The organism is Roseovarius sp. SK2 (assembly GCF_028807495.1).
In the GTDB taxonomy this organism is placed as follows: Bacteria; Pseudomonadota; Alphaproteobacteria; order Rhodobacterales; family Rhodobacteraceae; genus Roseovarius; species Roseovarius confluentis.
Window position 1 is genome coordinate 1 of record NZ_JARAMK010000019.1, and the last position, 26277, is coordinate 26277.

The following is a 26277-nucleotide window of genomic DNA, read 5'->3' on the forward strand; positions in this document are numbered from 1 at the left end:
GGTCGCCAGCCTGAAGAACCACAAGTGGACCAACATCAAGGAACAGGTCGACATGATCGAGATGCCCTCGGGCAACCGCATCATCCTGCTCAGCGAAGGGCGCCTGCTGAACCTCGGCAACGCCACCGGCCACCCGTCCTTCGTGATGTCAGCCAGCTTTACCAACCAGGTTCTGGCGCAGATCGAGCTGTGGAAGAACGGCGGCGAATACCAGAACGAGGTCTATATCCTGCCCAAGCACCTGGACGAAAAGGTCGCGCGCCTGCACCTGGACCGCATCGGCGTGAAGCTGACGGAACTGGCGAAAGACCAGGCGGATTATATCGGTGTCTCGCCGGATGGCCCGTACAAGCCCGAGCATTACCGGTATTGAGGAGCCAGACATGACCGAACGAACTCCGCATATCGTGGGTTTGGGCAACGCGCTGGTCGATGTCGTCGCCGCGGTCGAGCCCGATGTCGTCACGCGGCACGGGCTGACCCCGGGAGGCATGCACCTGGTGGATGCCGACGCGGCCCACGCCCTGTTCGAGGATGTCGGCCCCGGTATCCGCCAGTCCGGCGGATCGGTGGCCAACTCCATCGCTCACCTGGCCGACACGCCTGTCCGGGGAACCTACCTGGGCAAGGTGGCCAACGATGATCTCGGCGACGCTTTCTGCGAGGAAATGTCGGGCATGGGGCTGGCCGCACCGGTTGCCGTCGCACAGAACGGCGATCATGGGACCGGCCGCTGCGTCGTGCTGGTCACGCCGGACGGCGAGCGCACCATGAGCACCTACCTGGGGGCGGCGACCACGTTGATGCCTCCGGAGGCGCTCGCGGCCCTTCCCGAAGAGTTCGATATCCTGTTTATCGAAGGCTACATATGGGACGCCCCTCATGGCGCCGCGGTGATCGAACGCCTGGCCGAAGCGGCGCAGGCCGCCGGGGCGAAGGTGGCGCTGACACCTTCGGATGCCGGCTGCGTCGAGCGCAACATAGACGTCATGCGCAACTTCGTCTCGCGCCATGTCGACATCCTTGTCGGCAACGAGGCCGAGGTGGCCGCGCTTGCGGGACGCGAAGGCGCGGACGCCGCGCTTGGCTGGGCAATGACGCGGGTTTCGGTCGCGGCAGTGACCGAGCACGACAAGGGCTCCATTGTCGCCGATGCCGACGGGCGCCACCACATCCCGGCTGTCGACGTGCCGGAAGTCGTCGACAGCACCGGCGCGGGGGATGCCTACGCGAGCGGTTTCCTGGCGGCACTGGCCCGCGGCTTGCCGGTACAAGAGGCTGGTAAACTCGGTGCGGAAAACGCGGCCCGGGTGCTGGTCCACTACGGTGCGCGGGACGGTGACGCAGCCAAGGCGATCGCCTTGCCGGCGGCCTGACTACAACAGCAAGCAGCGGTTTGCCGGTCTTGGGTGCCACGAACGCTCATGGTTCCACCGGCCAGCATTGACGAAGCAACTCGTGGTATCGGCCAGACGAATGGGCTGGCCGATACCACGCACGGCCCTTGCCGCGCGCCACAAGTGCGTCCTGTGCGTTCTGCAAAGGTTTCCTGCTAGGCATGCCCCCTTGCGTCGGGCGAGACGTGACCGCGCAGCTATGGGTTTTTCATGAAAAAGCCGGGGCGAGGACAACGCATTCAAGCCTTTTGCTCGCAAACACCAATTTGAGCCTAGACCTGGTCCGCCCGCGCCCTCTCCACAAGTCCGGTCTTGAGCGCGAACCAGACCATCTGAGCGTCTGTTTCCAGGCCAAGCACGCTCTTGATCTGGTAATGATTGTTCCGCACCGTCTTGAGGCTGATAGATAGAGCGTCAGCGATTTTTTCAGCCGGCCAGCCGCTTGCCAGCAGGCGCAGGATTTCAGTCTGGCGCGTGCTCAGCTCATCCAGTCCGCTGCCGGCGCCCGAGATCCGGTCTTGCGCGATACCCTCTATCACGTCGGGTGAGATCACCGTGCGCCCCTCCAGCACTCCGAAGATTGCCTCGATGAGGTTTGCCGGATCGCTGCTCTTCGTGACATAGCCGGCCGCACCGGCTTCGACCGCTTTCAACGCAAAGGCCGCGCCTTGATGCATCGTGAACACAACGATCCTTGCGGCCTCGTCGTATTGCCGAATGTGGCGGATCGCTTCTATGCCGCTGGCACCGGGCAAGGTCACATCCATCACCACAACGTCTGGCGATGTCTCGCGGTAGCGGCTGTAGGCGCTGCGCGCGTCTTCCGCCTCGGCCACGATCCGCAGCCCCGGTTGCAGGTCGATCAGCCGGCGATAGCCTTCTCTCACGACCGGGTGGTCGTCGACGATCATCACAAGGCGCTCGGTCATGCCGCGTTTCTCGCAACAGCGGCAGGTACGGTCACGTCGACCCGAACGCCAAGATCGGTTTCCCGCATCTGCAGTTCGCCGCCCATCGCGGACGTGCGCTCGCTGATACCCAGAACACCATGCCCACTTTGCCCCCGGACCAGCGTGCCGCCGCCATCATCCTCTACGCTCAAGGATATACTGTCGCCGGCCTGCCGCAGCGCCACGCGAACACGGGCCGGCGCGCCATGCCGCATCGCGTTGGTGACACATTCCTGTACGATCCGGTAGAGGTCCAGTGCCACTGCATTCGACATCCCCTTTTCGTCCAGGTCATAGTCCAGCGTCAGCCGGGTACCGCGCTGGGTCGCCCAGCCGTCCAGCATGGTGCGCAAGCTGGCAGCAAGGCCGACGTCCTCCAGATCCGGCGGACGCAGACGGGCGAACGCGCCGCGCAGGCAATCCATCATGTTGCGGATATTGGCCCCGATGGTCTTTGCATCGCGATCGATGTCCGGGCGGTCCTGCGGGGCGGCACAGCTCATGGACGCCGCGAGTGCGGCCGTCGCGGTGAGGGTCTGACCGAACTCGTCATGCAGGTCCCGCGCCAACTGACGCCGCTCCACGTCCTCGACCTCTATCAGCTTTCGCGTAAGCGCATGGCTCTGCGCGGCGCTGGCGCGCAGCCGCTCCGCCAAGTGATTGACGGCCCGGGCAATCTGGCAGAACTCCTGTGCGCCGCCCGGCTCGACCCGCGCATCAAGATCGCCGCAGGCGAGCCGGTCAAGCCCGGACACGATACCGCGGACCGGTCCGAGCCTCCAGACTATTGCGATGGAGCCCAGGACCAATACGCCGGCCGCCATCGCCAACGTCTGCCACAGGGCCAGACTTGTCCGCTGCCACGCCAGCGTCGCTGCGGCCACCGGATCGAAGGACGCCTGAACGTGGAACGCGCCACTTTGCGACGCGGACCCTGACCGGGTGACCGAGGCAGGCGGTTCGAACACCCGTTCGGAAAGGTCGCGAAACCATCCCGGCGCGATCTGGCCGAAGACTTGCCAGCCGGCACAAAGACGCCGTTCCGAGATCAGTCGCTGTTCGTACAGGATGCACGTGCCCGGTGCCATCACCCCCAAAAGCTTGATAGACGTCATCTCTGCATAAAGCGGATCACCCACGCGCGGCTCCATGTGATAGTTTCGCTCCAGCACATAGCTGGCGCGCGTCAGCGTGGTCTGGGTGTCGCTCCGGGCGGACCGATAGGCATCCCCGGCCGCCAACCCAAGCGTCATGGCGCCTGCCAACGCCGTGACCAGCCACAGCGTCAAGACCAGTCGAAACCGAAGGCTCATGTCATTCCCTCCCTAAGCGCGCTGCCACCAAGGATCGGGCAAACCGGCCCGCATGTCTCGGGCAATTTGCCCGACATGCACCGAAAAGCATTTCGAAGCCTTCTTTGCCTGCACTCAGCGTGGTTATGTCATCGAAGCAACAGGAGGACCGGATGGAGGATATCGCAGACAGGACGGCACGCGTTCGACCGGACTCCGCGAAAATTCTGGTGACCCGGATGGAAGCGGGGCTTGTCGGGCACGCGGCGCTGGTGGAACGGCTGATGATCGCGCTTCTGACCGGCGGGCATGTGCTTATCGAGGGCGCCCCGGGCATTGGCAAGACCCGTTCGGTGCGCAGGCTGGCCGACGGTGTAGAGGGCAGCTTTGCCCGCATTCAATGCACGCCCGACCTGATGCCATCCGACATGACCGGCACGCAGGTCTACCGGCAAGAAAGTGGCAAGATGGATTTCCTGCCTGGACCGGTGTTTCACAATCTTGTCCTCGTTGACGAGATCAACCGTGCTCCGCCCAAGGTGCAGTCCGCCCTGCTGGAGGCGATGGGCGAGGGCCAGGTCACCGCCGGCGGGCAGACCCGTCCCCTGCCCGACCCTTTCATGGTGATCGCCACACAGAACCCGTTGGAGCAGGAAGGCACCTTTCCCCTGCCCGAGGCACAGCTTGACCGCTTCTTGATGCATGTCGTTCTTGATCTGCCGGATGAGACCGCGGAAATGGACATTCTCGACCTCGTCGAGACGGAACTGCGCAGCCATGCCGGGGGCGAAGCCCCGACGCTGGATCACGCAACGCTCGCCGCCATGCAGGAAGACGTGCTTCAGGTTCACCTGTCGCCCGCCTTGAAGCAATACATGGTGGCGCTGGTGATGGCGACACGCCGTGCGACGGAGGCCATTGATGTGACCGACCGGATCCGCCACGCGGTCAGCCCGCGCGGCACGCTTGCCCTGGCGTCGAGCGCCCGTGCGCGCGCGTGGCTGCACGGCCGCGATTTCGCGGTGCCCGAAGACATCGCGGCACTGGCATCCGACGTTCTGTGCCACCGCATGGCGCCGACCTGGCGGGCGCAGGCCGAAGGCCACACCTCCCGCACGATCGTGGCCGAGATCCTTTCGGCGGTTCCGCCACTATGAGCCTGCCCCGGGCATCCGGGGCCGAGGTCTCTCTCAACCGTCTCGTCGCGATCGGCGGCCTCGTCACGGGCAAACACCCGCCCGGCCTTTCCCATGGGGTCGCGGGGGGTCTCTCCGGCCCGCGCCGCGGCGAGGGCGGCGATCTTTTCGACCTGCGCCCGTTTTCAGGACGGTGACGATCCGCGCCGGATCGACCCGTCCGCCACGGCGCGCAGCGGACGGCCGCAGGTCCGCAGCCGGCACGAGGAAGTAGAGCGCACGCTTTTGCTGGTCGCCGATTTTCGCCCGCCGATGCTCTGGGGCACACGCGGGCGTTTCCGCTCAGTCGCCGCCGCAGAGGCATTGGCTTTGGAAGGCTGGCGCGCGGTTGTGACCGGAGGACGCGTCGGCGTGATGATTGTCACCAGCGGCGGCGTGGAGATACTGGACCCACGCCCGCGCGAAGCCGCGATGCTGCGCATGGCGGGCGCTTTGGCGCGGGCCCATGAAGCGGCCCTCGACGCCCCGGATGCACGCTATGAAAGCCTTGCGGTGATGTTGGAAACCGTAACCGCGCTGACAGCGCCGGGTACCGCTGTCAGGATCGCGACAGGGCTTGATACGCCCGGCGCGGATTTCGGCATAGTGGCGGCGGCCTTGATGCGGAAATGCCCACTCGAGGTTCTTCTGGTGCAGGATAGCGTGGAGGAGGCGCCACCGCCGGGCCGCTTTTCGGCGCGTATCGGCGGAAGCGTCAGGCCAGGCCGTTTCGGGGCCTCCACCTCTGCCGACCGTCTTGCAAGCCACGCCATACCCCACCGGATATTGAACGCGGCAGACCCGGTGTGTCCGGAGGCCGCATGAGACCCGAAGATCTGATCGCCCGTCTTGCCGATATCCGCATCCCGGAGAGCTTTGCCCGCTTCGGCCTGCACGACGCGCTGGCGGCTGCGGCGCTCGGCCTGATCGTGGGCCTGTTGTTCGCGCGGCTGGCAAGGTTCGCAACCGTCAGGAAGACGCGACCGACACAGACGGCCCGCGCCGCCATCGCCGATTTGTCCGGTGACGATCCCCAGGCCCGGCTTGCCGGACTTGCCAGCCTTCTGCGGGATCTTGGTGGCACGCCTCCGGACGGTCTGCGCGAGGCGCTCTACAATCCGCGCCACCCGCTTGATCCGACGGTGCTGGAAACCGCCATCATGGCCGCTGCCCAGCGAAGGGCACACCGATGAGTTTCGCGTTCCCCTGGGCGGCGCTGCTGCTCCCGCTGCCATTCCTGCTGTTCCGCCTTCTGCCCGGACGCCCGGTCGCGGCCAGCGCGCTGAACCTGCCACCGGCCATCGCGGAAACATTCCGCCCCATCGATACGGCACCCGTGCGGCGCCATGCCTTGACGACAATCCTGGTCCTTGCATGGATTTTGCTGGTCGCCGCCCTGACCGGCCCGCGCATGGAACGCACGCTTGAAATGGTGCCCGCCTCGGGGCGCGACATCGTCCTTGCGCTTGATCTTTCCGGCTCGATGGAGCGCGAGGATTTCGTTCTGGACGGCGCACAGGTTTCGCGCCTGGCCGCAGTACAGGACGTGGGCGCGCGTTTCGTCCGCGCCCGCAAGGGCGACCGGGTCGGACTGGTCGTCTTCGGTGAGCGCGCCTATGTCGCGGCGGCCCTGACGCATGACGTCTCCGCTGTCGCCCAGGTGATCGAAACCGTTCAGATCGGTGTCTCCGGCAAGGCCACGGCCATCGCGGATGGCCTGGGTCTTGCGCTTCGCCGGCTGCGAGTTCGCGATGCCAAAAGCCGCGTGATCGTGTTGTTGTCGGATGGGCAGGATACGACCGGAACGGTCGATCCCGTTGCCGCCGCCGTCACCGCCGAAACGCTGGGCGTGCGGATTTACACGATTGCACTCGGTCCGGCCGATCTTGAAACCGCCCCGGATGCCCGCGACGCGGTCGACAGCGATACCCTGCGCCGCATTGCCGAGGCCGCACAAGGCCAGACCTTCCGCGTGCGCACCACCGAGGACCTCGTGGCGGTGACCGAGGCCATCGACCGGCTCGAGCCCAGCCTGGCCGATGCCCCCCCGATCCGCGGATGGCAGAACTACTGGCCATGGCTGGCCGGCGCGGCGCTGGCGATGCTGGCGACGGCGCTCGGGTTGCAGGCGCGGGAGGCAGCGTGACGGACCTGTGGCAGATCATCCTGCTTCGCCCGCTGTGGCTGGTCGGCGTTCCGCTGTCCTTGCTGGCCGGGGCCGCCGTCGCCCTGAGGGGCAACGGACTGGACCGATGGCGCCGCGTCATCGACCCGGACCTGCTGGTTGCCCTGCGCGGCCTGGGGCATGTCGTGGAAGGCCGACGCGATGCAGGGCCGTGGCTGCTGGCTCTTGCCGGCGGGCTGACCGCTTTCGGGCTGGCGGGGCCGGCCACCCGCGATCCCGACGCGCCGGTACTACGCAATCTCGACGCGGTCATGATCCTGATGGACCTGTCCCCATCGGTGACCCAAGGCGGCGGGTTCGATGACGCCCAGGCCGCCGTGTCGCGCATGATCGACCGTCACGGCACACGGCCCGTGGCCTTGGGCGTCTACTCCGCCGAAAGCTTTCTTGTCAGCGTGCCAACCGAGGATCCGGCCGCCTTGCAAACGGTCATCGCCGTGGCAGACACCGAGACGATACCGGTGGGGGGCAGCCGCCCGGACCGCGCGCTCGACCTCGCGCGGCAGACCCTGGCCGACGCGGCCGCGGCGCATCCCGATGTGGTGCTCGTCTCCGACGGCGGCGGGGTCGGACCCGAGGCGCTGGACCGGGCCCGCCAGATGGCGGCTGCGGGCCTGCGTGTCTCGACCGTCTTCGTGGCGCCCGACGACCCGCCCTACGGCATGCCCGCCGCAGACCGCGAAGCGCTTGCCTCGGTCGCAAGCGCGGGCGGCGGCGTGATCGTGGATGCGTCCGACCTCTCGGGCGTCGAGACGATCCTGAGCGAGCGCCAGGGCGCCGCCGAGGCAAACGACACCCTTCGCAACCTGCGCTATTCCGACCAGGGCAGATGGTTCGTCGCCCTTGCCCTCCTGCCGCTTGCATTCCTCCTCCGCCGGAGGCGTGACGCATGAGCCGCGTGTCGCTTTCGGTCCTTGCCGCGGCCCTGCTTTGCGCCGTCATCGCCGGCCCCGAGGCATGGGCGAAACTGATCTGGCGTGCGGGCTTTCCCGACCTGGCTCTCCCGCTGATCCAGACCCCCGGCGCACGCGGCGCGGCGCTCTACCAGGCCGGACGCTATGTCGAAGCCGACGCCGTTTTCGCCGAGCTTGGCCGCAGCGCGACCTATAACCGGGGCATGACACTGGCCGCGACGGGCGACCACAGCCTGTCGGTCGCCTATTTCGATGCCGTGCTGTTCGCCGACCGCTACGATGCCGACGCCCGCCACAACCGCGCGGTCGTATCGGCCCTGATCGAGCCGGTGATCGGCGAAGCCCGCGGGCACGGCCGGATCGAGACAATCCTGTCGAAAAGCGGCGTCGAAACCGCGGCTTTTGATCCCGACGACCCCACGCAACCCATCCAGGCGGAGGAACGCGACCCAAGGCGTGCCAGCCTGAAACGCTCGGTCACCGGCGAGCGGACATCGGCGGCGGACGCAGGCTGGCTCGACACGCTCGCCGATGCGCCGGGGGCCTATCTCAACGGCCGCCTTGCCGCCGAGATGGAACGTCGTCGCAAGGACGGCGAGGCCCATCGCGAGGAGCCCAGCCGATGGTGAGGTTGCTGACCCTTCTGCTTCTGCTGGCGACACCCCTGGCCGCGCAAACGCCCCAGACGCTGAAACTGGAGCTCGTCCTGGATCCGCGCGAAACGGCACCGTTGGAGGGCGAGATGGTCCTTGCCACGATCCGCGGCACCTATCGCGAGACCATCACCAACGAGGAACTCAAGCTGCGCAGCATGACTGATTTTGACTGGACGCGGCTGGGACAGGACGCTTGGAGCGATCAGCGCATCGACGGTCGCACCGCTCGGGTGTTCGAGCGGCGCATCGCCTTTTTCCCGAAGCGGGCCGGAAATCTGGAGATTCTGCCGATCGTGCATGAACTCGAGATCATCGGCAGCGGCGGACAACGCGAAATTGTCCTGGTCCGGTCTGATCCCGTGCGCATCGAGGTCGAAGAAAAGCCGACAGGCGCAGACGAGTCGTGGTTCCCGGTCCGCGCGCTGGAAGTCTCCGACACCTGGGACGCCGATCCGGCACAGTTGGAGGACGGGCAAAGCGTGACGCGCCGGGTCGTGATCCGAGCACTTGGTGCGACCCCCGAGATGATGCCGCAGCAGCCCGCCTTGCGCGAACCATGGCTGATCACCTTCACCCCGCCGGAGGACCTCAGCTTTCAGGTCACTTCACAGGGTCCGGTCACGACCTTGGTCTGGGTCTGGAAACTCCGCCCGATCACCGGAGAGCCGGGCGTTCTTTCCAAGGCAACTCTGCCCTATTTCGACACGACGTCACGGACGGCGACCACCGCCACGCTGTCTGCGGCAAACATCGGCTACGCGAGTTTTGCCGACAATGCGGCATCCGGTTGGCGCAAGGACACCGGTGTAGGCTGGCTGCATCTGGCTGTTCTTGGCGCAAGTGCCGTGTCAACGATGATACTGGCGTTGCGCGGCCGCTCCGGTGTCTCGGCCCCGGCCGCGGGGCTGCGCCGCTGGATGCGCATGCGACGGGACTTAAGACGCTTGCGGGGCCATGCGCGACGTGGAGATGTTCCACGCTTCCGGGCGCTTGCGGCAGGCCTGCTGTCCCCGCCCTCGGCCACGCCGCCGACCAGTACGCACCCTGCCCTGCGGACGGTCGATGCCATGCTGTTCGGCGATTGCAGCGGGCGGATCAGCAGGGATCTTCGGCCCGTCCTTCGCAACGTCGAACACGCGCTGCTTTACTCCGCACGTGAGCCCGGCGAAACTGCGGGCCGCGCCGAAACTTCGACAGGTCCGCACCCGACGAAATCCGTCCGGGCGTACAAGCACTCGAATGGCTCGCGTTTCAGATCGAAGACAGGGTCAATGTTGAGATAACCAAAGAAGCCGGCATCATGAGAAAGGCGGCGCTGATGAAGCGGCCGATGAAAGCCGTGCAATCCCCTCCGAGTCCCCTCGGCTGGTAAGCAATGTCCCCGGCATTCTCTTCGCGCAAAGGCCCTAGAACATATCTCAGAAGCAATGGCGCTTTTACCGAAGATCCGCGCCAGCGCCGCTTTCGCGACAGGCTGTCCGCAGAAGGTTCAGTCGGTGGCGCCCGCAGTGGACCAATCTTCTGCCTGGGGCGACACCGTCGAAGCTCACTCGGACGACGGTTCCGGCGGCGCGGTAAGAGACCGGGCGAGCCGGTTCAATTCACCACGGCGGCTGGCGCCGGTTCGGTTGAGAACGGCTTCGCAGTGGCGCCGGGCGGTATTCAGGCTGATGCCCATTCGCACCGCGGCATCCTTGGTCGAGAGCCCGTCCAGCAGGCAACACGCGATATCCGTCTGCCGCTTGGTAAGGCCGAAATGCTCGGCCAGCCGGGCCGCCAGCGTCGCCGCGTCCGGCGGCGAGATCGCAAGATATCCGGCATCCGGTCCCGGCAAAGGAAGGGTCAGAAATGCCCGGCTTCCGCTGTCGCCCTCACGCTGATCGTCCCGAACCGTCACGTTCATGTCACTCTCGTCGATGGCACGCTGTAGGCGTTCGGCATTGCGCGCTTGTCGGTCCAGCGTGTCGAACCTGTGCGCGAAGGCTGGCAGCAGCAGGTTCAGAATGATCTCCGCACGTCCCCCAGCAAGCGCCGGGGCATCGGCGCTTGCGTAGCCCATCGCAAAGACCGCCTCACCCACCGCCAATCGCGTCGTCATGCCCATGACATGGTTCATACCCGCCGGACGGAACGCATCGCGGTGAAAGGCGGCGTTCTCGACCATGCTCCGGCCTGCGAACGCGCTTTCGTGGTATACCCCGCTACCCATCTGCCTCCGGGTCAGGTTGACGTTGTCAAGATCGGGGTCGGTCGACCGTATATTGCCGTCGCGATCCACCCCGGCGAATGTCCGAAAGAAGTACTCTTCGATTTCCGGTCCCGCGTTCCACGTCACCAGCAAGGGCGTTCCCTCGTTCAGCCATGCCGCCATGGCCGCATCCGCGTCCAATAGCTCCGCGGCATCCGCGAGAATGGCTTCGCCGGTGTCCGCGTCGGCCTCGAATGTCAGCAGGCGGCGCTGGATGTCGGCGATCTTGAGCGCGCTTTGCAGGTCGATCTCCATGTGACCAAGACCTAACATGTTAAAAAAATAGGGCAAATGCCCCATGTTTCCGCAAGTTCAAGCTGTCACCGTGTCCTCAAAACCATCGGGAGGGATACGTGCTTGAGAATAGAATGATGACCGGATTGATCAGTCTGGTCGCGCTGACAGGTAGCGCCGTGGCGCAGGATGAAGGCGCAACGATGATCGTTCTCGACGGCTCGGGCAGCATGTGGGGACAGATCGACGGCACGCCAAAAATCGAGATCGCGCGGGAGGCCATCGGCCGCATGCTGGCGGACTGGCCCGACAACCGGCAGCTTGGCCTCGTGGCCTACGGACACCGGCGTGAGGGCGATTGCGACGACATCGAAACGCTGATGGAGCCCGGACCACTTGACCGCGATGCGATAGAGAGCAAGCTCGACAGTATTACTCCGCGCGGCAAGACGCCCGTCGGCGCGTCGGTGCGCGCCGCCGCCGGGATGGTTGGCAAGAACGGCTCTGTTGTCGTCGTGACGGACGGGCTGGAAAATTGCGGGGCCGATCTCTGCGCTCTGGGCGAAGACCTGTCGGCTTCCGACCCGGGCTTCACCGCGCATCTCATCGGATTCGACGTGCAAGACGCAGATGGCCAGCTTGCCTGCCTCGCGGAGGCGACGGACGGGCGCTATATCCCGGCCTCGGATGCCGCGTCGCTGAGCGGTGCGCTTCAACAAGTGAGCGCGCCAGAGCCCGCGCCGGAACCGAAAGGCCCGCTTTTCGTCGATGAGTTCGACCGCGCCGAACTCGGCGCTGACTGGACGGTAAACAATCCCGATCCGTCCGGCTTCATTCTCGACGATGGCGCCCTTGTCACGATGACCGTTCAGCCCGGCTACATGGGCGATGCCGAGGACCAACCCAATGTCTTCCGCTGGACCGCGGCCGAGTTTCCCGAGGGCGACTGGGATCTCAGCGCCGATTTCACTGCGCGCATGGGCGAGGTCCAGTCATTGGGCGGCCGGCGGGCCATCGTGCAGGTCGGGCGTCATGCGGATATCGACAACACGATCTCGGCCTATGTCTATCGGCAGGGCAATTCCAATGACGATCTGTGGCTGCGGCTGCGGGCCATGTCCGGCGGCACCGAAACCCGCGCCGAAGTCGAGATCGCCGGCAATGTCCGCGGCTACGACCTGGCCCGGATCCTGCGGGATTTCGAGGAAAAGGGCGCGCGACTGACCATCTCGAAACGTGGCCGTGACTACGTCGGGCGGCTCACGCTGAACGGCTGGACCCTGCAGGAGGGTGGCCCCGAGGTGGTCGAGACGGACCCGGTCCAGATCCTGCGCGCACGCGGCGACCCGGCGCTCTTTGCCGGAACGCTGGGGTCGGAGCAGACCGTCGCGGAATTCGACCGGATCGAGATTGTGGAGGTGGAGTGATGCAGTGCAAAACCGTCTGCAAGGTCATCGCATGCGCCGGCGCGATTTGCGTTGGGACGACCCTCGGCGCCCAGGCGCAGCCGTGCGGCACGCCAGCTGAAACCGGTGGCACTCCGCTCTATCCTCTGCCGCATGAAGCAGAATGGGGGTTCGTCGGCCGCGACGGCGAATGGCGTCTTGCCCCCGCCTGGCGACAGGCCCGCCCCTTTTCCGAAGGAGTCTCGGCGGTCGAAACCGCCGCGGGCTGGGGCCTGATCGATCGCACCGGCAGCTATCTCGCGGCGCCGGGTGCGAAAGATGCGGACAGTATCATCATATCAGGTGAACGTTTCGCGCTCTCACCCTTCAAACCGATGTCCGAAGGTTGCAGCGCGGCAACCCCGGCCGATGGCACCCCCCATTACATCACCGCCGACGGCGATACCTGGACCCCGCCCGCCTTCGAGGGTCGCAAGGTGCGGGATATCGGCAGCTTCTCGGATGGGCTGGCCTGGGTGCGTCTTGCCAACGACCGCGTGGGCTGGATCGACACCGGCGGCCAGATGGCGATCGCGCCGGACTTCATCGACGGTGGCGATTTTGTCGACGGCCATGCTCCGGCCGCCGTGAACACCGAGAACCGCGGCTATATCGACCGCTCGGGCGAGCTGGCGTTCCCCCGAAAATTCATTCTTCAAGAGGCGGCTCGCGCTACCGAAGGGCGCGCGCCGGTCCGCATCGGGGGCGATGCCGGTTACATGGATGACACCGACTGGATCATCCGCGAGATCTCGATGCCGGGCGGGGAAACGCGCGCGCTCGACGCCGTGACGCCGTTTTCGGACGGGCGCGCCGCGGTGCGCCCAGCCGGCATGTCGTCCGGCCCGGTCTGGATCGACATCGAGGGGGGCGTCGCCGTGTATCCCGAGGCAGGCGCCCGTTTTACGATATGCAGCGATACGCGCTTGCCCGCCTACCAGAATGGCCTTCTTCCGCTCGTCGTCGGCGCTGGAACGAATATCTGCGGCAATACCCCAGACATCAGCTACGAAGGTCCGGGCGACCCGCGCTCCGGCCCCTCGCGGATGCTCTGGCACCTGCCATGGGAGCGCGACAAGCTCGTCTGGCTCGACCGGGACGGCGCCACGCAGATCGATTCCACCGTCTGCCGCCGCGCGCCCGGCGTGGCCGCCCTGCCCACGGAAACCGACGATGGCGGCCTTGCGTCGGGGGCCTATCGCATGGCGCTTGCCGGCATGGTCCAAGGCAATGTCGGACCCCACCGCGCAGACGCCCCCTGCAACCGGTCGGAGTTCAAGATGGACGGCAACCAGGCCACCAATGCCGAAGGCCCGTGGACCCTGTCGCTCACCGGCATGGCTCAGTGGCAGGGCAAAACCGTGGACCTGTCGCTCAGCCTTGGCCTGCCTCAAGGGATCGGGCCCGGCACGCACCAGATCGGGCCGACCGGCAAGGATGAGCTTCCATCCGCCTACCTGTGGATGAGCGTCAGCGATGCCGGTCCGAACGGCCCGCGTCCGGCCACCTACACCTCCAAAGGCGGTGGTAGCCTTACCCTGGCACGGCGCGACCAGGACGCGATCACAGGCAAGGCCGAGATCACTTTCGTGTCGCGGGACGATCCTTCCGACGAGATGACGCTGGCGGCGGACTTTGACGAAATCCCCTACTCGGCTGGCCCGGAGGTCACGCTTGTCGAGACAACCGGCGCCGTGACGGCTCTGGACGAGTCGATGCCCGACGATCCCCTGATCAACTTTTTCACCCCGGCAAAGGCCGTAGAGGGCGAAGACAGGCTGGTGCTGTCACTTGGAAAATTCGGCCCCAAGCTGGAGCTGGACTTTCCCGCCGGGCACAGCGGCACCTTTACGGCCGGCGCCGACGCGCCGGTGTCGATCACCTTCGCCGGCATGCCGGTCAGTGCCGAAGGCCGCCTTGAACGGTCCGAGGACGGAGGTCTGGGCGGCGAGCTCACCGCAGAACTCGGCGCGCACGACCAGGTCGACGGCTCGGGCAGCGTAAGCCTTCGCTTCGCGGACATACCTGTCGAGAGCGGCGAATGATCCGGCTTGCCCTTCTCGCGCTTGCCCTGCCTGCCGTGGCCCATGCGCAGGATATCGACAGTGTCTACACCAGCTATGACTGGGACACCGATTGCCGGACGCTGGAAAAGGACCTGCCCCCCGACGAGGCGGCGATGGGTTTTCAGCTCGTCTGCCCGGGGCCGCAGGGCTTCTACCTGATGCTGACCGAGGGAGATGCCCGCATCTCGATGGACTACGGCAGGACGCAGGTCTTCGGCCCGTGGGAAAGCTTCACACCGTTCAATACCGTGCACGATACCGTCGAATGGCGGCGGCAGAGGCTGAACGGAGAGATGCAGCCCTTCGCCACCATTCACCGCTGGGATGTCGGACCCAGCTTCGATGACCGCGAGATGCTGGTCATCAGTACGGTCGCCACCACGCCCGACGCCGAAAGCTGCATGGTCGGCGTCATCGACACAACCGACACACCAGACGCCAACGTGCTGGCTCGAGCCGTGGCCGATCGGTACGCCCCCGGCTTCGTCTGCGGCAACGCGCAGGCGCGGGCCTTCGGCTTTGTTCGTATTGACACGCTCTTGCCACGGCGTGTTCCGCCTCATTCCAACGCAACGAAAGGAGACCAATGATGATCCGTCCCTTCACCGCTGCCCTTTTTACAACCCTGGTCGCTGCCACGAGCAGCCTTGCCGAAGGCCGTGTCAGCTTCATTGCGGATGCGGGAGACGCGGGCCAGATGAGCATGACGGAACGTTGGTCCGGCAGCGCGCTGCGCACTGATATCGAGGGGATGGACGCCTACATGCTCCTGCGGGACGACAGCGTGTATTCCATCATCTCGATGGCCGGGCAGATCACCGTCATTGACCTCGGCCAGATGAAGGACATGCCCGGCGCGGCGGCGAACCAGACACCGTCTCAGGACGAGGCTGGCGTGGTTTTCCCCGACGAGATCGTCACCATCGAGGAGATGGGCGAGACACGCGAGATCGCCGGGGTCGAGGGTGACGTCCATGAGATCGAATGGGTCGACAATGCCGGAGAGCCCCGGACAGACACCGCCGTCCTGACCGACGATACCCGCCTGCTGGAGCATCAGGCGCTCAAGATGCAGCTGATCGGGGCGATTAGTGGCGAGGCGCCAAATCCGCTGATGGTCGAGCTTCAGGATCGCGGCCTTGCGGCGCTGTCCTTCGGTGACCGCTTCAAGGTGACGGAGGTGAACGGCGATGCCGGGCCCGCCGGGGATTTCGAGCTGCCGGCAGAGCCGATGGACCTGGGCAAGATGATGAACATGGGCAACCAATGATCCGGCCAGCGCCGTTTCGCGTCGTACTGGCGGCCGTCCTGTGCGCTGTGGCCTTGCCTCTGCATGCGCAGGGTAGTTGCGATCTGGACGCGCCGCCGCCAGCCCCTCTCTGCTCGGTCGAGGGTATGCTGCAAGCGATCAATCCGACGCAGACGCTCGACCTTCTGGGCAACCTGAACCCGAACGCCTTTGCCGGTGGTGCGAATGCCAACCTGATGCCGGGCCAGGCCAGCCTGTCGATCGCGGGCGGGGTCAGTGCCGGGGGTGCGGCCTGCGCGCGTCACCTTGCGGCAAAGCGCATCGGCGGCACCGAGGGCGTGCCGGGCCTTGACCAGGGCACGATCGACTTCGTCGAGGACATGTCGGGCGAGTCCCTCGACATTCCCACGGCCAGCGGCGGTACACGACGCGCGGTGTTCGAGGTTTTCAGTCCGAACCTCTTTTCCTTCCAGGGGGGCAGTCTCGGCCTCCCGCTCGCTTATCGCCATGGCGGCATCGGTGGCTGGCCGCGTAACAGCGGTGCGCATCTGGTGATCGCGCTGACCGATGCCGGGCCCGGCGATCTGCGTGCCGGTGCAAGCTACGAGGCACGAGCCGTCGGCGCCGGAGGGGATGGAAACCCAGCCGCTCTCTTTGCCTCCTGGACGGGTCAGACCCGCCCACGCCCCTATTTGCCGCCAAACACAGAGAACCTGCGCCGCGAACAGGAATTCGAGAAGGGCATGTGTCACAGTGTCCGCAAGGCCGCGCTCAAGACAATGGGGCAAACCGGCATCCCCATGGATGCAACGGTCGGGCGCCAGCTTCGGGCGATGAATTGCGACGTAGACGGCATCGGCCAGGCCGGCACCCGAACAAGTGTTTCCGGCGGTGAACTGCGTGGCACGGTCCACATCGAGCGCATCACCGACACGCAGGTGATCGGGCGGTTCGACCTTTCCGGCACCGCGGCGGTGGAGCGGGAGCGCCGGACGTGGAGTTCGAGGGGTCCCGGTCGTGTCGATGTTGACCGAGAGACGGGGGACGAGCCCCTGCAAGTTACAGGCCGCTTCGCCGCCCCCAACATGCGCAACATGGGCTACGCGATGGGTATGCTGGAAATCGCGCAGGCCCCGACGGACGGCGAAGCGCCCGCCGCCCAGCTGCGGCTCGTATCGCACCGCCCGGCGCGCGACGCGCAAAACCTGCCCTGGGACGCGCCCGGTATCCGCTTGACGTTCGACCGTCCGCTCGCACCGGCCTCCGTCACCCCGGGTGCGGTGAAACTCGAGACCGGCTATGCGACCGGTGACGGCGGCACAGAAATGCGCCCGGTCGAAACGCGCCTCCGTTTGTCCGGGGCGGAGACCGTCATCGTCGCCCCGCAGGCCCCGCTGCGCGACGGCGTGCGCTATCGTCTCACGGTGCGCGCCGGGGCATCAGGCATACGCGGCGCGGAAGGCGAGCAGATGGCGGCCGACCGAGCCTGGGGGTTCGACACGATGGTTGATCTCGACGACACGGAACCCATGCAGGACGGCCTTGCCGAACATCTCGTGCAGGCCGAAGGCATCGAGAGCGATACCATCCAGGTAGTCACCGACACGCCGTTGGTCCGCGGCAAGCCGACGGTGATCCGGACCTATCCGAAATGGCGCCCAGACCCGGACATCGCCGAAGGCTGGCGGGTCCAGTCTTTTCCCGCGCATATGCGGGTCCGCCCCGGCGCGTCCATCGATGCGCCCTTGCTGGCCCCGGAAAAGCGCAAGGTGACCGTCCGGCGCCCAGACATGTTCTCGCCCACGGAACGGCGCATGGCCGAAAACAGCGTCAATTTCTTCGGCTTGACGCCGGAATTCGAAGAGGTCGCCTCGGTACGAACCGAGGTTGAGCCGATCCGCGAATGCGATGACGGCACGCGCATCTTCTCGGGCTACGAGAACATCCGCTGGGATCCGCTCGACCGGGATCTGAACATTGGCTACGTCTTCGCCCGTGTCGGACCCTGGTACGATTACCTTCCGCAGAACGTGATCAAGGAGGTGGCCCTGACCGTCGAGCGGTCCGAGGACTACATCGAACAGTTGTTCCCGGTTCAGTCGGTCCGGCTTTCCGAGGCCCCGACTCCACCGCCCGACCCCGACCTCAACGACAAACTCGTGGCCGAAATCGAGAAGATCTACCAATTCGAAATGCTGGCCGAAACCTTCTCGCCCGACACGATGGACACCCTCCGGGCCTTCAACGACTTTCTCGCGAAACCACCCGCGATGACCGAGAAAATACGCAAGCGCGGCACCGTGCGCGCGAGGCTCCTGAACGCCGTGCAGGATCACCTCGTCGCGAACAACAGCTACGATCGCTTCGACCTTGTGGTGATCTTCATGCCCTATGAATGGATCAAGCTGCTGGGCGTCACGATTACCCCGAGGATCGACCAAGCCGACAATCCAACCCGCGAGGCCGCGCAGCCCTTCATTGGCATGAGCCTCAGCAAGGCTCTGACCGGGGTCAAACGCACCGCGAACAACGGGGCCATCGCACACGAGGTGGGCCACGCATTCGGCCTTGACCACATGCCCGGCGTTTCGCTGCAGACCACCACGACCGCCGTGGCGGACCTGCACGAGGGCACCCGTTGGGACGGGATCGAAGGTATGCGCATCGCCCCCGACGGTCAGTCCGGGAAAAACAAGTCCTACGAGGACGGAAACGCCGAAACCGAACTGGAACTGCTGCCGCTGATGTATCCCCGAACGCAGCCAAAGGAAAACCAGTTCATCTCGAAGGATCACTACCTTCTGCTGTTAAGAAACCTGAAAAAGGATTTCGTGGCCTTGTCCCCGTAGAAAGCCACAAAAGTGCAGACGTCGGAAAGCGGTCGCGCGGCTTCTTGGTTCCGCCCCGTGCCTTTGACAAGTCGGCGGCCCAAGCCTCCGGCGGCGCGATCAGCTTGCCAGCTTTTCCTGCTGCGCAAAGGGGCTGAGGCCCAGCCATGTCTGCATGGAGCGGATCAGCTCCGAGGATCCGACCAGCAGCAGCGCGTCGCGGTCGACGGCATCTGTCACCGACCGAAGGCCCATCCAGATTTCCGTCATCGTGCGCAGATCGACGGTCGCATAGAGATCCACGTCGAAACCAGGGTCGATATGGCACAAGTCCACGGTCCGGTCCGGCTCGACGATCAGCCACCACCTGCGCTGAGACTCGGGCAGTTCAGGATAGATGAACTCGATTACCACGCGCTGGTTCGGCACAGGCGTCGTGTCGAGGTTGCGGCGCATGTCCCACATCAGAAGTTCGGGATCGAGGTTTTCCAGCGATGGCTCGGTCTCGACCCATTTCTGACCCCACATGCCGATGGCCTCGATCACCGGCTGCAGATCCTGCCCGGCCTGCGTCAGCCGGTACGCCTCCACGTCCGGCGGATCGGTCAGCCGCGTGCGCTCCACGACACCCGCCGCTTCCAGCTCGCTCAGGCGCTTCGACAACAGCGCCGGCGACATCCGCGGAACGCCGCGCCGCAACTCGTTAAACCGGGTCGATCCGGCGACCAGCTCGCGCAAGAGGACAACCGTCCAGCGGGTGCACAGCACTTCAGCCGCCATCGCGACCGGGCAGAATTGCTTATAGCTCGCATTGGTCATGACAACCCTCCCTTGGTTTTCGGGTCGATACCATGACTGATTCCCCCCGGACCCCGCCAGTTCAGACTCTGTACCGGGGCGATTCAGTTCGTGAACTGGCGCGATGGAGCGGCTGGCTGGCATTTTGCACTCATGCCGGTTCGCACCGGCAGAAAGACAACTGACTGGCACGAAAGGAGAATGGATATGCCCCTTGTCGATATCGAATTGATCGAAGGTGTCTTCGACGAAGATCAGAAACAGCGCATGATCCGCGACGTGACCGAAGCGATGGTCGGCATCGAAGGCGAGGCCATGCGCGGCGTCACATGGGTCCGGGTGCAGGAAATCGCCAGCGGCGAATGGGCCATCGGCGGCAAGCCGATGACCGCCAAGGACGTCAGGGCCGCGCAGTCCGAGCCGGCCTGAGCAATTTGCCAAGCAACTTTAACAGGAGGAGTCATGACCCGCCAAGTCCCCGAAGACTTGCTGACCGTAACGCTGTATGAGCGCCTTGGAAGCGGCGCCGGCATCCGCCGGATCGTCGACGGAGCAGTCGCGGCCCATATGCACAACCCACTGATCGGGCACCGGTTCGCACCCTACGCGGACCAGCCCGAGCGGGTCGAGGAGATCAAGCAGCACACCTGCGATTTCTTCGCCGCGGGCAGCGGCGGGCCCGGCGACTACCGGGGCCGCAGCATGGCCCACGCCCATCGCGGCATGGAGATCGAACCGTCAGAATACGATGCCGCGTGCGACGACATCCTCGGGACGATGGAAGCCTTGAACTACGACGCGCCTACGCGCGGCGAGGTCAGGGAAATCCTACAGTCCCTGAAACCCGAAATCATTCACGTATGAAATGCTCGGTTCCGACGAACCGGGCCGACGAAAGGCAGGATAGACATGACAAACACCATCGAAACCCACCGCTTCGAGCGCCCTGACGATCGGCTCGACATGAAGGACCGCGGCGGCATCGACATCGTGAAGACATCACAGGGGTCGACCGGCATGCACGCCGTGTTTGAACCCGGCTGGACCTGGGAGGCGGACGAGAAGCCGCTCCTCGGTCATCCCGACACATGCCCGATGCACCACACCGGCTACTGCATGTCCGGCCGGCTCGTGGTTCGAATGGCCGAGAGCGGCGCGGAAACGCCGATCACCAAGGGCGATTTCTTCGAGATCCCGCCGGGTCACGATGCCTATGTCGACGGCGACGAACGCGTCGAGATGATCCTGTTCGAAGCGTCCGGCGCGCATCCGTAACGCACCCCGGAGACCCGGCCACAGGACAAGATAAAGCGCGGGCTCCTGCCCGGACGGAGCCCGTGCCGCGCATCAAGGTGGCGGGTCTACGTCCTGATCGGGCTGAAACGATCACGATAGGCCGACGGCGTTACGCCACAATGGCGTTTGAAGATGCGGCGGAAAAAGGCGACATCCTCGTAACCCACGGCGAGTCCGACCTGCTGGATCGATGGTGCGCCGTCCTCGAGCATCTTCCGTGCGGCGTTGACGCGCAGCATCTGCTGGTAGACACCGGGCATGTGGCCGGTGGCCGCCTTGAACCGGCGCACGAGGTTGCGGCGGCTCATGCTTGCGCGTTCGGCGAGTTCCTCCAAAGGAACGTCGCGGGCGAAATGTTCGGAGAGGTGATGTTCGGCATCCCGGATCTTTTCGTCGTCGTGCCGTCGCGCCAGTGGCAGCAGGGCATAGCCGGACTGGCTGGGCCGCGGCATGTCGAGAAGCAGTGCCTTCGAGCACTCGATGGCAACGGTTCGACCGCAGAGACGCTCGACGAGGTGCAGGCTCAGGTCGCTCGCGGCGTTGACACCGCCGCTGCAATAGAGGCCGGCATCCTCGGTCACGAGCAGGTCGGTCTGCCAGTCCACATTCGGGTATCTTTGCCGGAACCCGTCGGCGACGCCCCAATGCGTCGTGGCCCTGCGGCCATCGAGCAGGCCGGCCTCGGCCAGGAAGGCGACCCCAGAACAGACCCCGGCAACCCGCGTGCCGTTCCGATGCCTCTCGCCCAACCAGGGCGGGATCGCGGCGTGGCGTGCCATCCATTCCGCCGGTACCGGGCCGGAAGCCGAGACCATGATCAGGTCGGCTGGCCCCAGATCCGCAATAGCCCGGTCTGGGGCTATGTTCAGCCCGTAGGCGCTTCGGACCGATGCGCCGTCGATTGACGCCGTCGTGACCCGGAACCGCGGTTCGGGATCTTCGCCGCACATCTCGGGCCACATCGTTCCCGCGGCCGAAAAGACCTCAATCGGCCCAACGGCCGTCGACGCGTAGCCGTCGTTGACGAGAACGACCGCGACGTCCAGCTTGTCGTCGCACTCCGTCATGCATGGCATACTGCCATTTCGGCGCGGAAATTTCACCCGTTCCACGCATGTTCGGCACGATCCTCCCTGCCTTCCGTCCGCATCACCCGGTGCCATTTCGCCCGATCCAGCGCCATTCTTTGACCATGAACGAAACTGAGAGGAGGCAAAGATGGATCTCTACATCATCCGCCGTCATGGCATCTGGTCGACCGAAGACGAACTCGCGGCGACCAACGAAAAATCCCTTCAGGTCGGCGAGGAAATGAAGGACCGGCTCCGCTGGATCCGCAGTTACGCGGTGACCGAGGAAGATGGCCGCATCGGGTCAGTCTGCATCTACGAAGCGCGGGACCGAGAGGCCATCCGAGAACACGGGCGTCGCATCAATGCGCCCAGCGAGGATATTCGGCTCGCCCGCGGCACCGCCGTGAAGCGGAACGATCCCGAGCCGGTGACCATCGTATGACAGCATTTCCCTCGCAGATCTCTGCGAGGGAAACCCAACAGCTTCGATGAGCCCTGTTCCCACGATGCGTACCGGTCAGCACATCCGACTTACGGCTGGACGCGCCAATAGCACACTTTTCGCATCTGCAGCGAATGCCGGTTCGACGCACAAAATCGGAGACAGCTGCTGGTCAGGTGAGTGACAGCCAAGGGCCGTTTGATCTGTTCAAACTGTAGGGGCAGGAAGCCGATTTTCTTCACAGGCGCGCACATAACGGTCGCCGAACACGAAATCAGAATGTTACATCTTTCAACTCCCACATGCGTTGCGCTTACGTGGCCTCTTGTGGGTGTCAGAAGACTTGGAGATTGGGCAATCCTTCTCGGCTAAACTCTTTGAATGCATGCAGTAATATCCTGCATGGCTATCCTGTCGTTGCCCAAAGCGCCAAGCCCAGTCCCAGGGTCGCGATAAAGATCCACGCCGACCCACCCAGGATCAACGGACGCAGGCCCTTCTGCCGCAATCTTTTCAAATCGGTCTCCAACCCCATCGCCGCCAGTGCCGCCGTCAGCATCAACGCCGTCAGCGTCACCGTGGCGTCATGCAGCCGGTCCGGCAGGCTCACCAGCGAATTGACCCCCATGAGCATCACGAACCCGAGCACGAACCACGGCACGATCGTAAGCTTCGAGCCAGAGGCCTGCTGCCCGCCCTGGCGGAACTGCAGGACACCCAGCGTCAGGATCAAAGGCGCAAGCAGCAAGACCCGTGTCAGCTTGGTTACGGTACCGACGTGGCCGGCCTCTTCGCCCATTGCAAAGGCCGCGCCCACGACCTGGGCCACCTCGTGAACCGTCGCACCCGCCCAGAATCCGTAGGTTTCAGGCGACAGCTCCAGCATGTGAGCCGCCATCGGCCCAAGCAGCATCGCGCTCGTCCCGAACAGCGTAACGCAGGCGATGGCATAGGCGACATCTTCGTCCGATCCTCGTGTCACCGTGTTGCACGCCAGAACCGCAGAGGCACCGCACACGGACGTCCCCGCAGCGATCAACTGTACCAGCCGGCTTTCCACGCCCAGCAGACGGCCAAGCAGGCACGTGAATGCAAACGTCCCGGCCAGGGTCGTCGTGACGGCGACAACACCCCGCAAGCCCAGGGTAGACACCTCTCCGACCGTGACCTGAAGCCCCAGCAATACGATCGCAGTGCGCAGGACAGGCTTGAGGGCAAAGCGGATACCGGGTTGCAGCAACGGCGGGCTGCCCACGGCGACACGCCAGCCGATTCCGAGCAGCAGTGCAACGACCAGCGGGCTGAGCGCTGCCAGACCGGTCGCCCTCTGGACAAGCGTGGCGATGGCGGTGATGGCCATGACCAGTGCCAATCCGGGCAGGTGCGCATAGAGGTCTTGAAGCACACCGGGGTGTGCGCGTTGGCTCAGGGTTTGCATGGCTTAGGTCCTCGGTTTCTGCACCTGCAAAATGCCCCAATTGAAATGTTCATAAAATTAACTAATATCGAACGTAATAATCGATTGGATTGATGATTGACGCTAGACCAGCTCCGCATATTTCTTGAAGTCGCCGAACGCGCCCATGTCACCCGTGCGGCAGAGGCGCTGAAGATGACGCAATCCGCCGTGTCGGCCGCCCTGCGCGCACTGGAGAGCACTCATGGAGTGCAGCTTTTCGACCGGGTCGGGCGCGGCATCACCCTCACCGAAGCAGGCCACAGGTTCGTGCCCGCGGCCAAAAGCGTTCTGAACCAGGCAGAGACCGCTGAACTGATCCTCGATGATCTTTCGGCGCGGCCGAGGGGGCGATTGCGGATCGAGGCAAGCCAGACGGTGGCGACCTATGTCCTGCCCCCGGTTCTGGTACGCCTCAGGCAGGCACACCCCGACCTCTCCGTCCGGCTTGGCGTGGGCAACACCTCAAGCGTTGCCAGGGCCGTGGCCGACGGCGCTGCCGACCTGGGTTTCGTCGAAGGCGAGGTCGTGCTTGGCGATCTTCGTACGCGGGTTGTGGCGCGCGACGAACTCGTGCTGGTCATGCGGCGCGGACATCCCGCAGCCCGCAGCACGATGTCAGCCCAAGCCTATCGCAAGCTCGACTGGGTGATGCGGGAGGAAGGCTCGGGCACACGCGCCGAGGTCGAAGTTCACCTGGCCCAGTTGGGGCTGAGTCGGGATGACCTTGCGGTCCTGCTGGAGATCCCGTCGAACGAAGCGGTCCTGTCGGCAGTGGCGGGCAGCGACTGCGTGTCCATGGTGTCACGACGCGTCGTCGACGCGCTGGCGGAAGACGGTGCAGTCCACCAGCGCCGCGTGACCTGGGCGCCGCGCCCGGAGCGTCCGTTTACCGTGCTGTCGCATCCGGAACGGCATCGCACCCGGGCAGTCGAAGCGCTTATGGCCCTGATCGACGCGGGCTGAGCCGAAACCCACCCCTCCGATGGCCGGACCGACCGGCCTCAGCCGCCGGTCAGAGCCGGGGACATGCGTTGCGACAGCTCCGCCGTCAGCCGTTTGCGGTCAATCTTTCCGACATGGTTTTCCGGCAGGCGGTCCACGCGTTCGATCCCGGCAAGACAATGGGCGCGACCAAGTGCGTCCCGGATCTTTCGGTTCAATTCGTCGAGCGCCTCAATCTGCCCCGTGCCTTCCACGAAGGCGAACGGCACTTCACCGAGATCAGCATGTGGCGCGGGCACCACGCAGGCCGCCCGTATGCCCGGACTTGTGAGCAACACATCCTCGATGCTTGCGGGCGCCAGGTTTTCACCACCGCGTATGATGATTTCCTTCAGGCGGCCGGTCAGGAAAAGATACCCGTCTTCGTCGAGATATCCCAGGTCGCCCGACCTGACCCAGCCCTCCGGGTCGAACGGCGGATGGCCGACATAGCCAAGGGCGGACAAGGGACCGCGGAACGCCACTTCGCCGCGGCTTCCGTTCGGCAAGGGCGTGTCCCCACCAGGTTCGAGAATTGCCACCTCGGCACCGGGAATCGCGCGTCCGACAGAGCCGCGCCGGGCCGCCCCCGGCGGATTGGCGCTCGATGTGCAGGTAAACTCCGTCTGTCCATAGCTCACCAGCACCTGGCAGCCCAGATGCGCTTCGATCCGGTCCTGTGTCTCGACCGCCAGCGGCGCCGAGCCGCAGCGCAGCATCCGCAGCCGGTCCGTCGCCCCTTGCGGGATCGTATGATCCAGCAACCTTTGGAACATCGTCGGCACACCAGTGACAACGGTGGGCTTGAGGTCCGCCATCGCGTCCAGCGCGGCTTCCGGCGTGAAGCGCGGCAGCAAGGTAATCCGCGCGCCGCGCATCAATGGATACAGCAACTGGTTCAGAATACCGTTGGTATGGCTCAGCGGCATCATGTGCAGGTAGTGATCATCGCCACCCACGGGCGTGATTTCCGACAACCCCCGCGTATTCGCCGCGATGTTTCCGTGGCTCAGGCGCACCGCCTTGGGACGTCCGCTGGAACCGGACGTAAAGATCAGCAAAGCTTCCTCTTCGGCGCTTGGAACCGGAATCGTGTGACCGCCGGCGGCACCTTCCGGCACAGGCGGTGTCACAAGGCGCAATCCGGCCGCGTCGGCCAGCGCCTGCGCCGCCTCCCGGTTGGTGTCGTCACAGATCAGACCTGTAAAACCACCGTCCACCAGCTTGGCCACGACCGAACCTTGCGCCTCGCTCCTGCTCAGAACGGTCAGGGGCAGCCTGGCGTGCAGACAGGCCAGAAGGTCCGTGCAGAGATCCACGCTGCGATCCTGCAACAAGGCGACCCGGTCGCCGGGAACAAGGCCCGAGGCCAGCATTGCCCCGGCACGGGCCACGACTCTGGCGTGCAGCGTGGTATAGCCTATCGTCTGCCCGTCCGCGGACAATGCCGGCGCGTCCCCGCGCAGGCGGGCCTGTTGCTCGAATGCGGTAACGAAATCACTCATGCGGCCAACTCCGGCAGTCGGACCGCGGCATCCGCTTCGAATGTGCCATCGGGATCCAGTGCCCTCAGCGCCGCCAGTTCCGCC

Annotated in this window: 26 protein-coding genes; 19 read left to right on the plus strand and 7 right to left on the minus strand. The window is 65.1% G+C overall.

What is annotated here, in order from left to right; translation table 11 throughout:
• Both PVV74_RS22340 and PVV74_RS22345 read left to right on the plus strand, forming a co-directional pair.
• Positions 1 to 373 (plus strand): adenosylhomocysteinase (locus PVV74_RS22340; RefSeq protein ID WP_274594713.1); only part of this gene is annotated, 373 nt, incomplete at its 5' end.
• Positions 374 to 383: 10 nt separating this feature from the next.
• A complete protein-coding gene (locus tag PVV74_RS22345; protein ID WP_274594714.1) occupies positions 384 to 1376 on the plus strand; it encodes an adenosine kinase in 993 nt (330 codons plus the stop codon).
• Between the two features lie 293 nt (positions 1377 to 1669).
• On the opposite strand, the gene PVV74_RS22350 is transcribed toward PVV74_RS22345, so the two are convergent.
• Positions 1670 to 2326, minus strand: coding sequence for a response regulator transcription factor (locus PVV74_RS22350; protein ID WP_103761021.1), 657 nt, complete (start codon positions 2324 to 2326; stop codon positions 1670 to 1672).
• On the minus strand, positions 2323 to 3660 hold the full coding sequence (locus PVV74_RS22355) for a histidine kinase (RefSeq protein ID WP_274594715.1): 1338 nt from the start codon (positions 3658 to 3660) through the stop codon (positions 2323 to 2325). Before PVV74_RS22355 ends, PVV74_RS22350 begins: the two co-directional genes overlap by 4 nt.
• 152 nt (positions 3661 to 3812) lie before the next feature.
• On the opposite strand from PVV74_RS22355, the gene PVV74_RS22360 reads away from it, so the two are divergent.
• The 7 genes from PVV74_RS22360 to PVV74_RS22390 all read left to right on the plus strand — a co-directional run bounded on the left by PVV74_RS22360 (position 3813) and on the right by PVV74_RS22390 (position 9852).
• Entirely contained in the window at positions 3813 to 4796 is a 984-nt protein-coding gene (locus tag PVV74_RS22360; protein WP_425061847.1) for an AAA family ATPase, read from the plus strand.
• A 93-nt stretch (positions 4797 to 4889) separates the two neighbouring features.
• The gene (locus tag PVV74_RS22365) at positions 4890 to 5639 is read left to right on the plus strand and encodes a DUF58 domain-containing protein (RefSeq protein WP_274594716.1); all 750 of its coding nucleotides are present in this window, start codon (positions 4890 to 4892) and stop codon (positions 5637 to 5639) included.
• Positions 5636 to 6007 carry a hypothetical protein gene (locus tag PVV74_RS22370; protein WP_103761018.1) on the plus strand — a complete coding sequence of 124 codons (372 nt, stop codon included), beginning with the start codon at positions 5636 to 5638 and terminating at the stop codon, positions 6005 to 6007. The genes PVV74_RS22365 and PVV74_RS22370 overlap by 4 nt, the downstream gene beginning before the upstream one ends.
• A complete protein-coding gene (locus PVV74_RS22375; protein ID WP_274594717.1) occupies positions 6004 to 6960 on the plus strand; it encodes a VWA domain-containing protein in 957 nt (318 codons plus the stop codon). Before PVV74_RS22370 ends, PVV74_RS22375 begins: the two co-directional genes overlap by 4 nt.
• Positions 6957 to 7892, plus strand: coding sequence for a vWA domain-containing protein (locus PVV74_RS22380; protein ID WP_274594718.1), 936 nt, complete (start codon positions 6957 to 6959; stop codon positions 7890 to 7892). The genes PVV74_RS22375 and PVV74_RS22380 overlap by 4 nt, the downstream gene beginning before the upstream one ends.
• Complete coding sequence (locus PVV74_RS22385) at positions 7889 to 8542, plus strand: hypothetical protein (RefSeq protein ID WP_274594719.1); 654 nt, start codon at positions 7889 to 7891, stop codon at positions 8540 to 8542. Before PVV74_RS22380 ends, PVV74_RS22385 begins: the two co-directional genes overlap by 4 nt.
• Positions 8536 to 9852 carry a hypothetical protein gene (locus PVV74_RS22390; protein ID WP_274594720.1) on the plus strand — a complete coding sequence of 439 codons (1317 nt, stop codon included), beginning with the start codon at positions 8536 to 8538 and terminating at the stop codon, positions 9850 to 9852. Before PVV74_RS22385 ends, PVV74_RS22390 begins: the two co-directional genes overlap by 7 nt.
• Positions 9853 to 10115: 263 nt before the next feature.
• On the opposite strand, the gene PVV74_RS22395 is transcribed toward PVV74_RS22390, so the two are convergent.
• On the minus strand, positions 10116 to 11072 hold the full coding sequence (locus PVV74_RS22395) for a helix-turn-helix transcriptional regulator (protein WP_274594721.1): 957 nt from the start codon (positions 11070 to 11072) through the stop codon (positions 10116 to 10118).
• Between the two features lie 98 nt (positions 11073 to 11170).
• On the opposite strand from PVV74_RS22395, the gene PVV74_RS22400 reads away from it, so the two are divergent.
• From PVV74_RS22400 to PVV74_RS22420, 5 genes are read left to right on the plus strand one after another with little or no spacing between them, the layout of a single operon-like run.
• Entirely contained in the window at positions 11171 to 12478 is a 1308-nt protein-coding gene (locus PVV74_RS22400; protein WP_274594722.1) for a vWA domain-containing protein, read from the plus strand.
• Positions 12478 to 14541 carry a WG repeat-containing protein gene (locus PVV74_RS22405; protein ID WP_274594723.1) on the plus strand — a complete coding sequence of 688 codons (2064 nt, stop codon included), beginning with the start codon at positions 12478 to 12480 and terminating at the stop codon, positions 14539 to 14541. The genes PVV74_RS22400 and PVV74_RS22405 overlap by 1 nt, the downstream gene beginning before the upstream one ends.
• Positions 14538 to 15152 (plus strand): hypothetical protein, encoded by a 615-nt coding sequence (locus tag PVV74_RS22410; RefSeq protein WP_274594724.1) that lies wholly within the window; start codon positions 14538 to 14540, stop codon positions 15150 to 15152. The genes PVV74_RS22405 and PVV74_RS22410 overlap by 4 nt, the downstream gene beginning before the upstream one ends.
• Positions 15152 to 15832: a hypothetical protein gene (locus PVV74_RS22415; protein ID WP_274594725.1), complete on the plus strand. Its 681-nt coding sequence runs from the start codon at positions 15152 to 15154 to the stop codon at positions 15830 to 15832. The genes PVV74_RS22410 and PVV74_RS22415 overlap by 1 nt, the downstream gene beginning before the upstream one ends.
• The gene (locus PVV74_RS22420; RefSeq protein ID WP_274594726.1) at positions 15829 to 18660 is read left to right on the plus strand and encodes an Ig-like domain-containing protein; all 2832 of its coding nucleotides are present in this window, start codon (positions 15829 to 15831) and stop codon (positions 18658 to 18660) included. The genes PVV74_RS22415 and PVV74_RS22420 overlap by 4 nt, the downstream gene beginning before the upstream one ends.
• A gap of 99 nt (positions 18661 to 18759) precedes the next feature.
• Here PVV74_RS22420 and PVV74_RS22425 read toward each other — a convergent pair whose 3' ends face one another.
• Positions 18760 to 19458, minus strand: a complete 699-nt coding sequence (locus PVV74_RS22425) for a winged helix-turn-helix transcriptional regulator (RefSeq protein ID WP_274594727.1) — start codon at positions 19456 to 19458, stop codon at positions 18760 to 18762.
• Positions 19459 to 19644: 186 nt separating this feature from the next.
• Here PVV74_RS22425 and PVV74_RS22430 point away from each other — a divergent pair, with 186 nt between their 5' ends.
• The 3 genes from PVV74_RS22430 to PVV74_RS22440 are packed head-to-tail and all read left to right on the plus strand — an operon-like array spanning position 19645 to position 20712.
• The gene (locus PVV74_RS22430; RefSeq protein WP_274594728.1) at positions 19645 to 19866 is read left to right on the plus strand and encodes a tautomerase family protein; all 222 of its coding nucleotides are present in this window, start codon (positions 19645 to 19647) and stop codon (positions 19864 to 19866) included.
• Positions 19867 to 19899: 33 nt separating this feature from the next.
• Positions 19900 to 20301: a group I truncated hemoglobin gene (locus PVV74_RS22435; RefSeq protein WP_274594729.1), complete on the plus strand. Its 402-nt coding sequence runs from the start codon at positions 19900 to 19902 to the stop codon at positions 20299 to 20301.
• A gap of 45 nt (positions 20302 to 20346) precedes the next feature.
• Positions 20347 to 20712, plus strand: a complete 366-nt coding sequence (locus PVV74_RS22440) for a cupin domain-containing protein (protein WP_274594730.1) — start codon at positions 20347 to 20349, stop codon at positions 20710 to 20712.
• A gap of 86 nt (positions 20713 to 20798) precedes the next feature.
• Here PVV74_RS22440 and PVV74_RS22445 read toward each other — a convergent pair whose 3' ends face one another.
• A complete protein-coding gene (locus PVV74_RS22445; protein ID WP_274594731.1) occupies positions 20799 to 21800 on the minus strand; it encodes a GlxA family transcriptional regulator in 1002 nt (333 codons plus the stop codon).
• A 151-nt stretch (positions 21801 to 21951) separates the two neighbouring features.
• Here PVV74_RS22445 and PVV74_RS22450 point away from each other — a divergent pair, with 151 nt between their 5' ends.
• Positions 21952 to 22248 (plus strand): nickel-binding protein, encoded by a 297-nt coding sequence (locus PVV74_RS22450; protein WP_274594732.1) that lies wholly within the window; start codon positions 21952 to 21954, stop codon positions 22246 to 22248.
• Positions 22249 to 22654: 406 nt separating this feature from the next.
• Here the strand turns inward: PVV74_RS22450 and PVV74_RS22455 are convergent, their stop codons facing one another.
• Positions 22655 to 23686, minus strand: a complete 1032-nt coding sequence (locus tag PVV74_RS22455) for a YeiH family protein (RefSeq protein WP_274594733.1) — start codon at positions 23684 to 23686, stop codon at positions 22655 to 22657.
• Between the two features lie 96 nt (positions 23687 to 23782).
• Here PVV74_RS22455 and PVV74_RS22460 point away from each other — a divergent pair, with 96 nt between their 5' ends.
• On the plus strand, positions 23783 to 24670 hold the full coding sequence (locus PVV74_RS22460; RefSeq protein ID WP_274594734.1) for a LysR substrate-binding domain-containing protein: 888 nt from the start codon (positions 23783 to 23785) through the stop codon (positions 24668 to 24670).
• A 38-nt stretch (positions 24671 to 24708) separates the two neighbouring features.
• Here PVV74_RS22460 and PVV74_RS22465 read toward each other — a convergent pair whose 3' ends face one another.
• Positions 24709 to 26193 carry a class I adenylate-forming enzyme family protein gene (locus PVV74_RS22465; protein ID WP_274594735.1) on the minus strand — a complete coding sequence of 495 codons (1485 nt, stop codon included), beginning with the start codon at positions 26191 to 26193 and terminating at the stop codon, positions 24709 to 24711.
• Positions 26194 to 26277 lie beyond the last annotated feature (84 nt).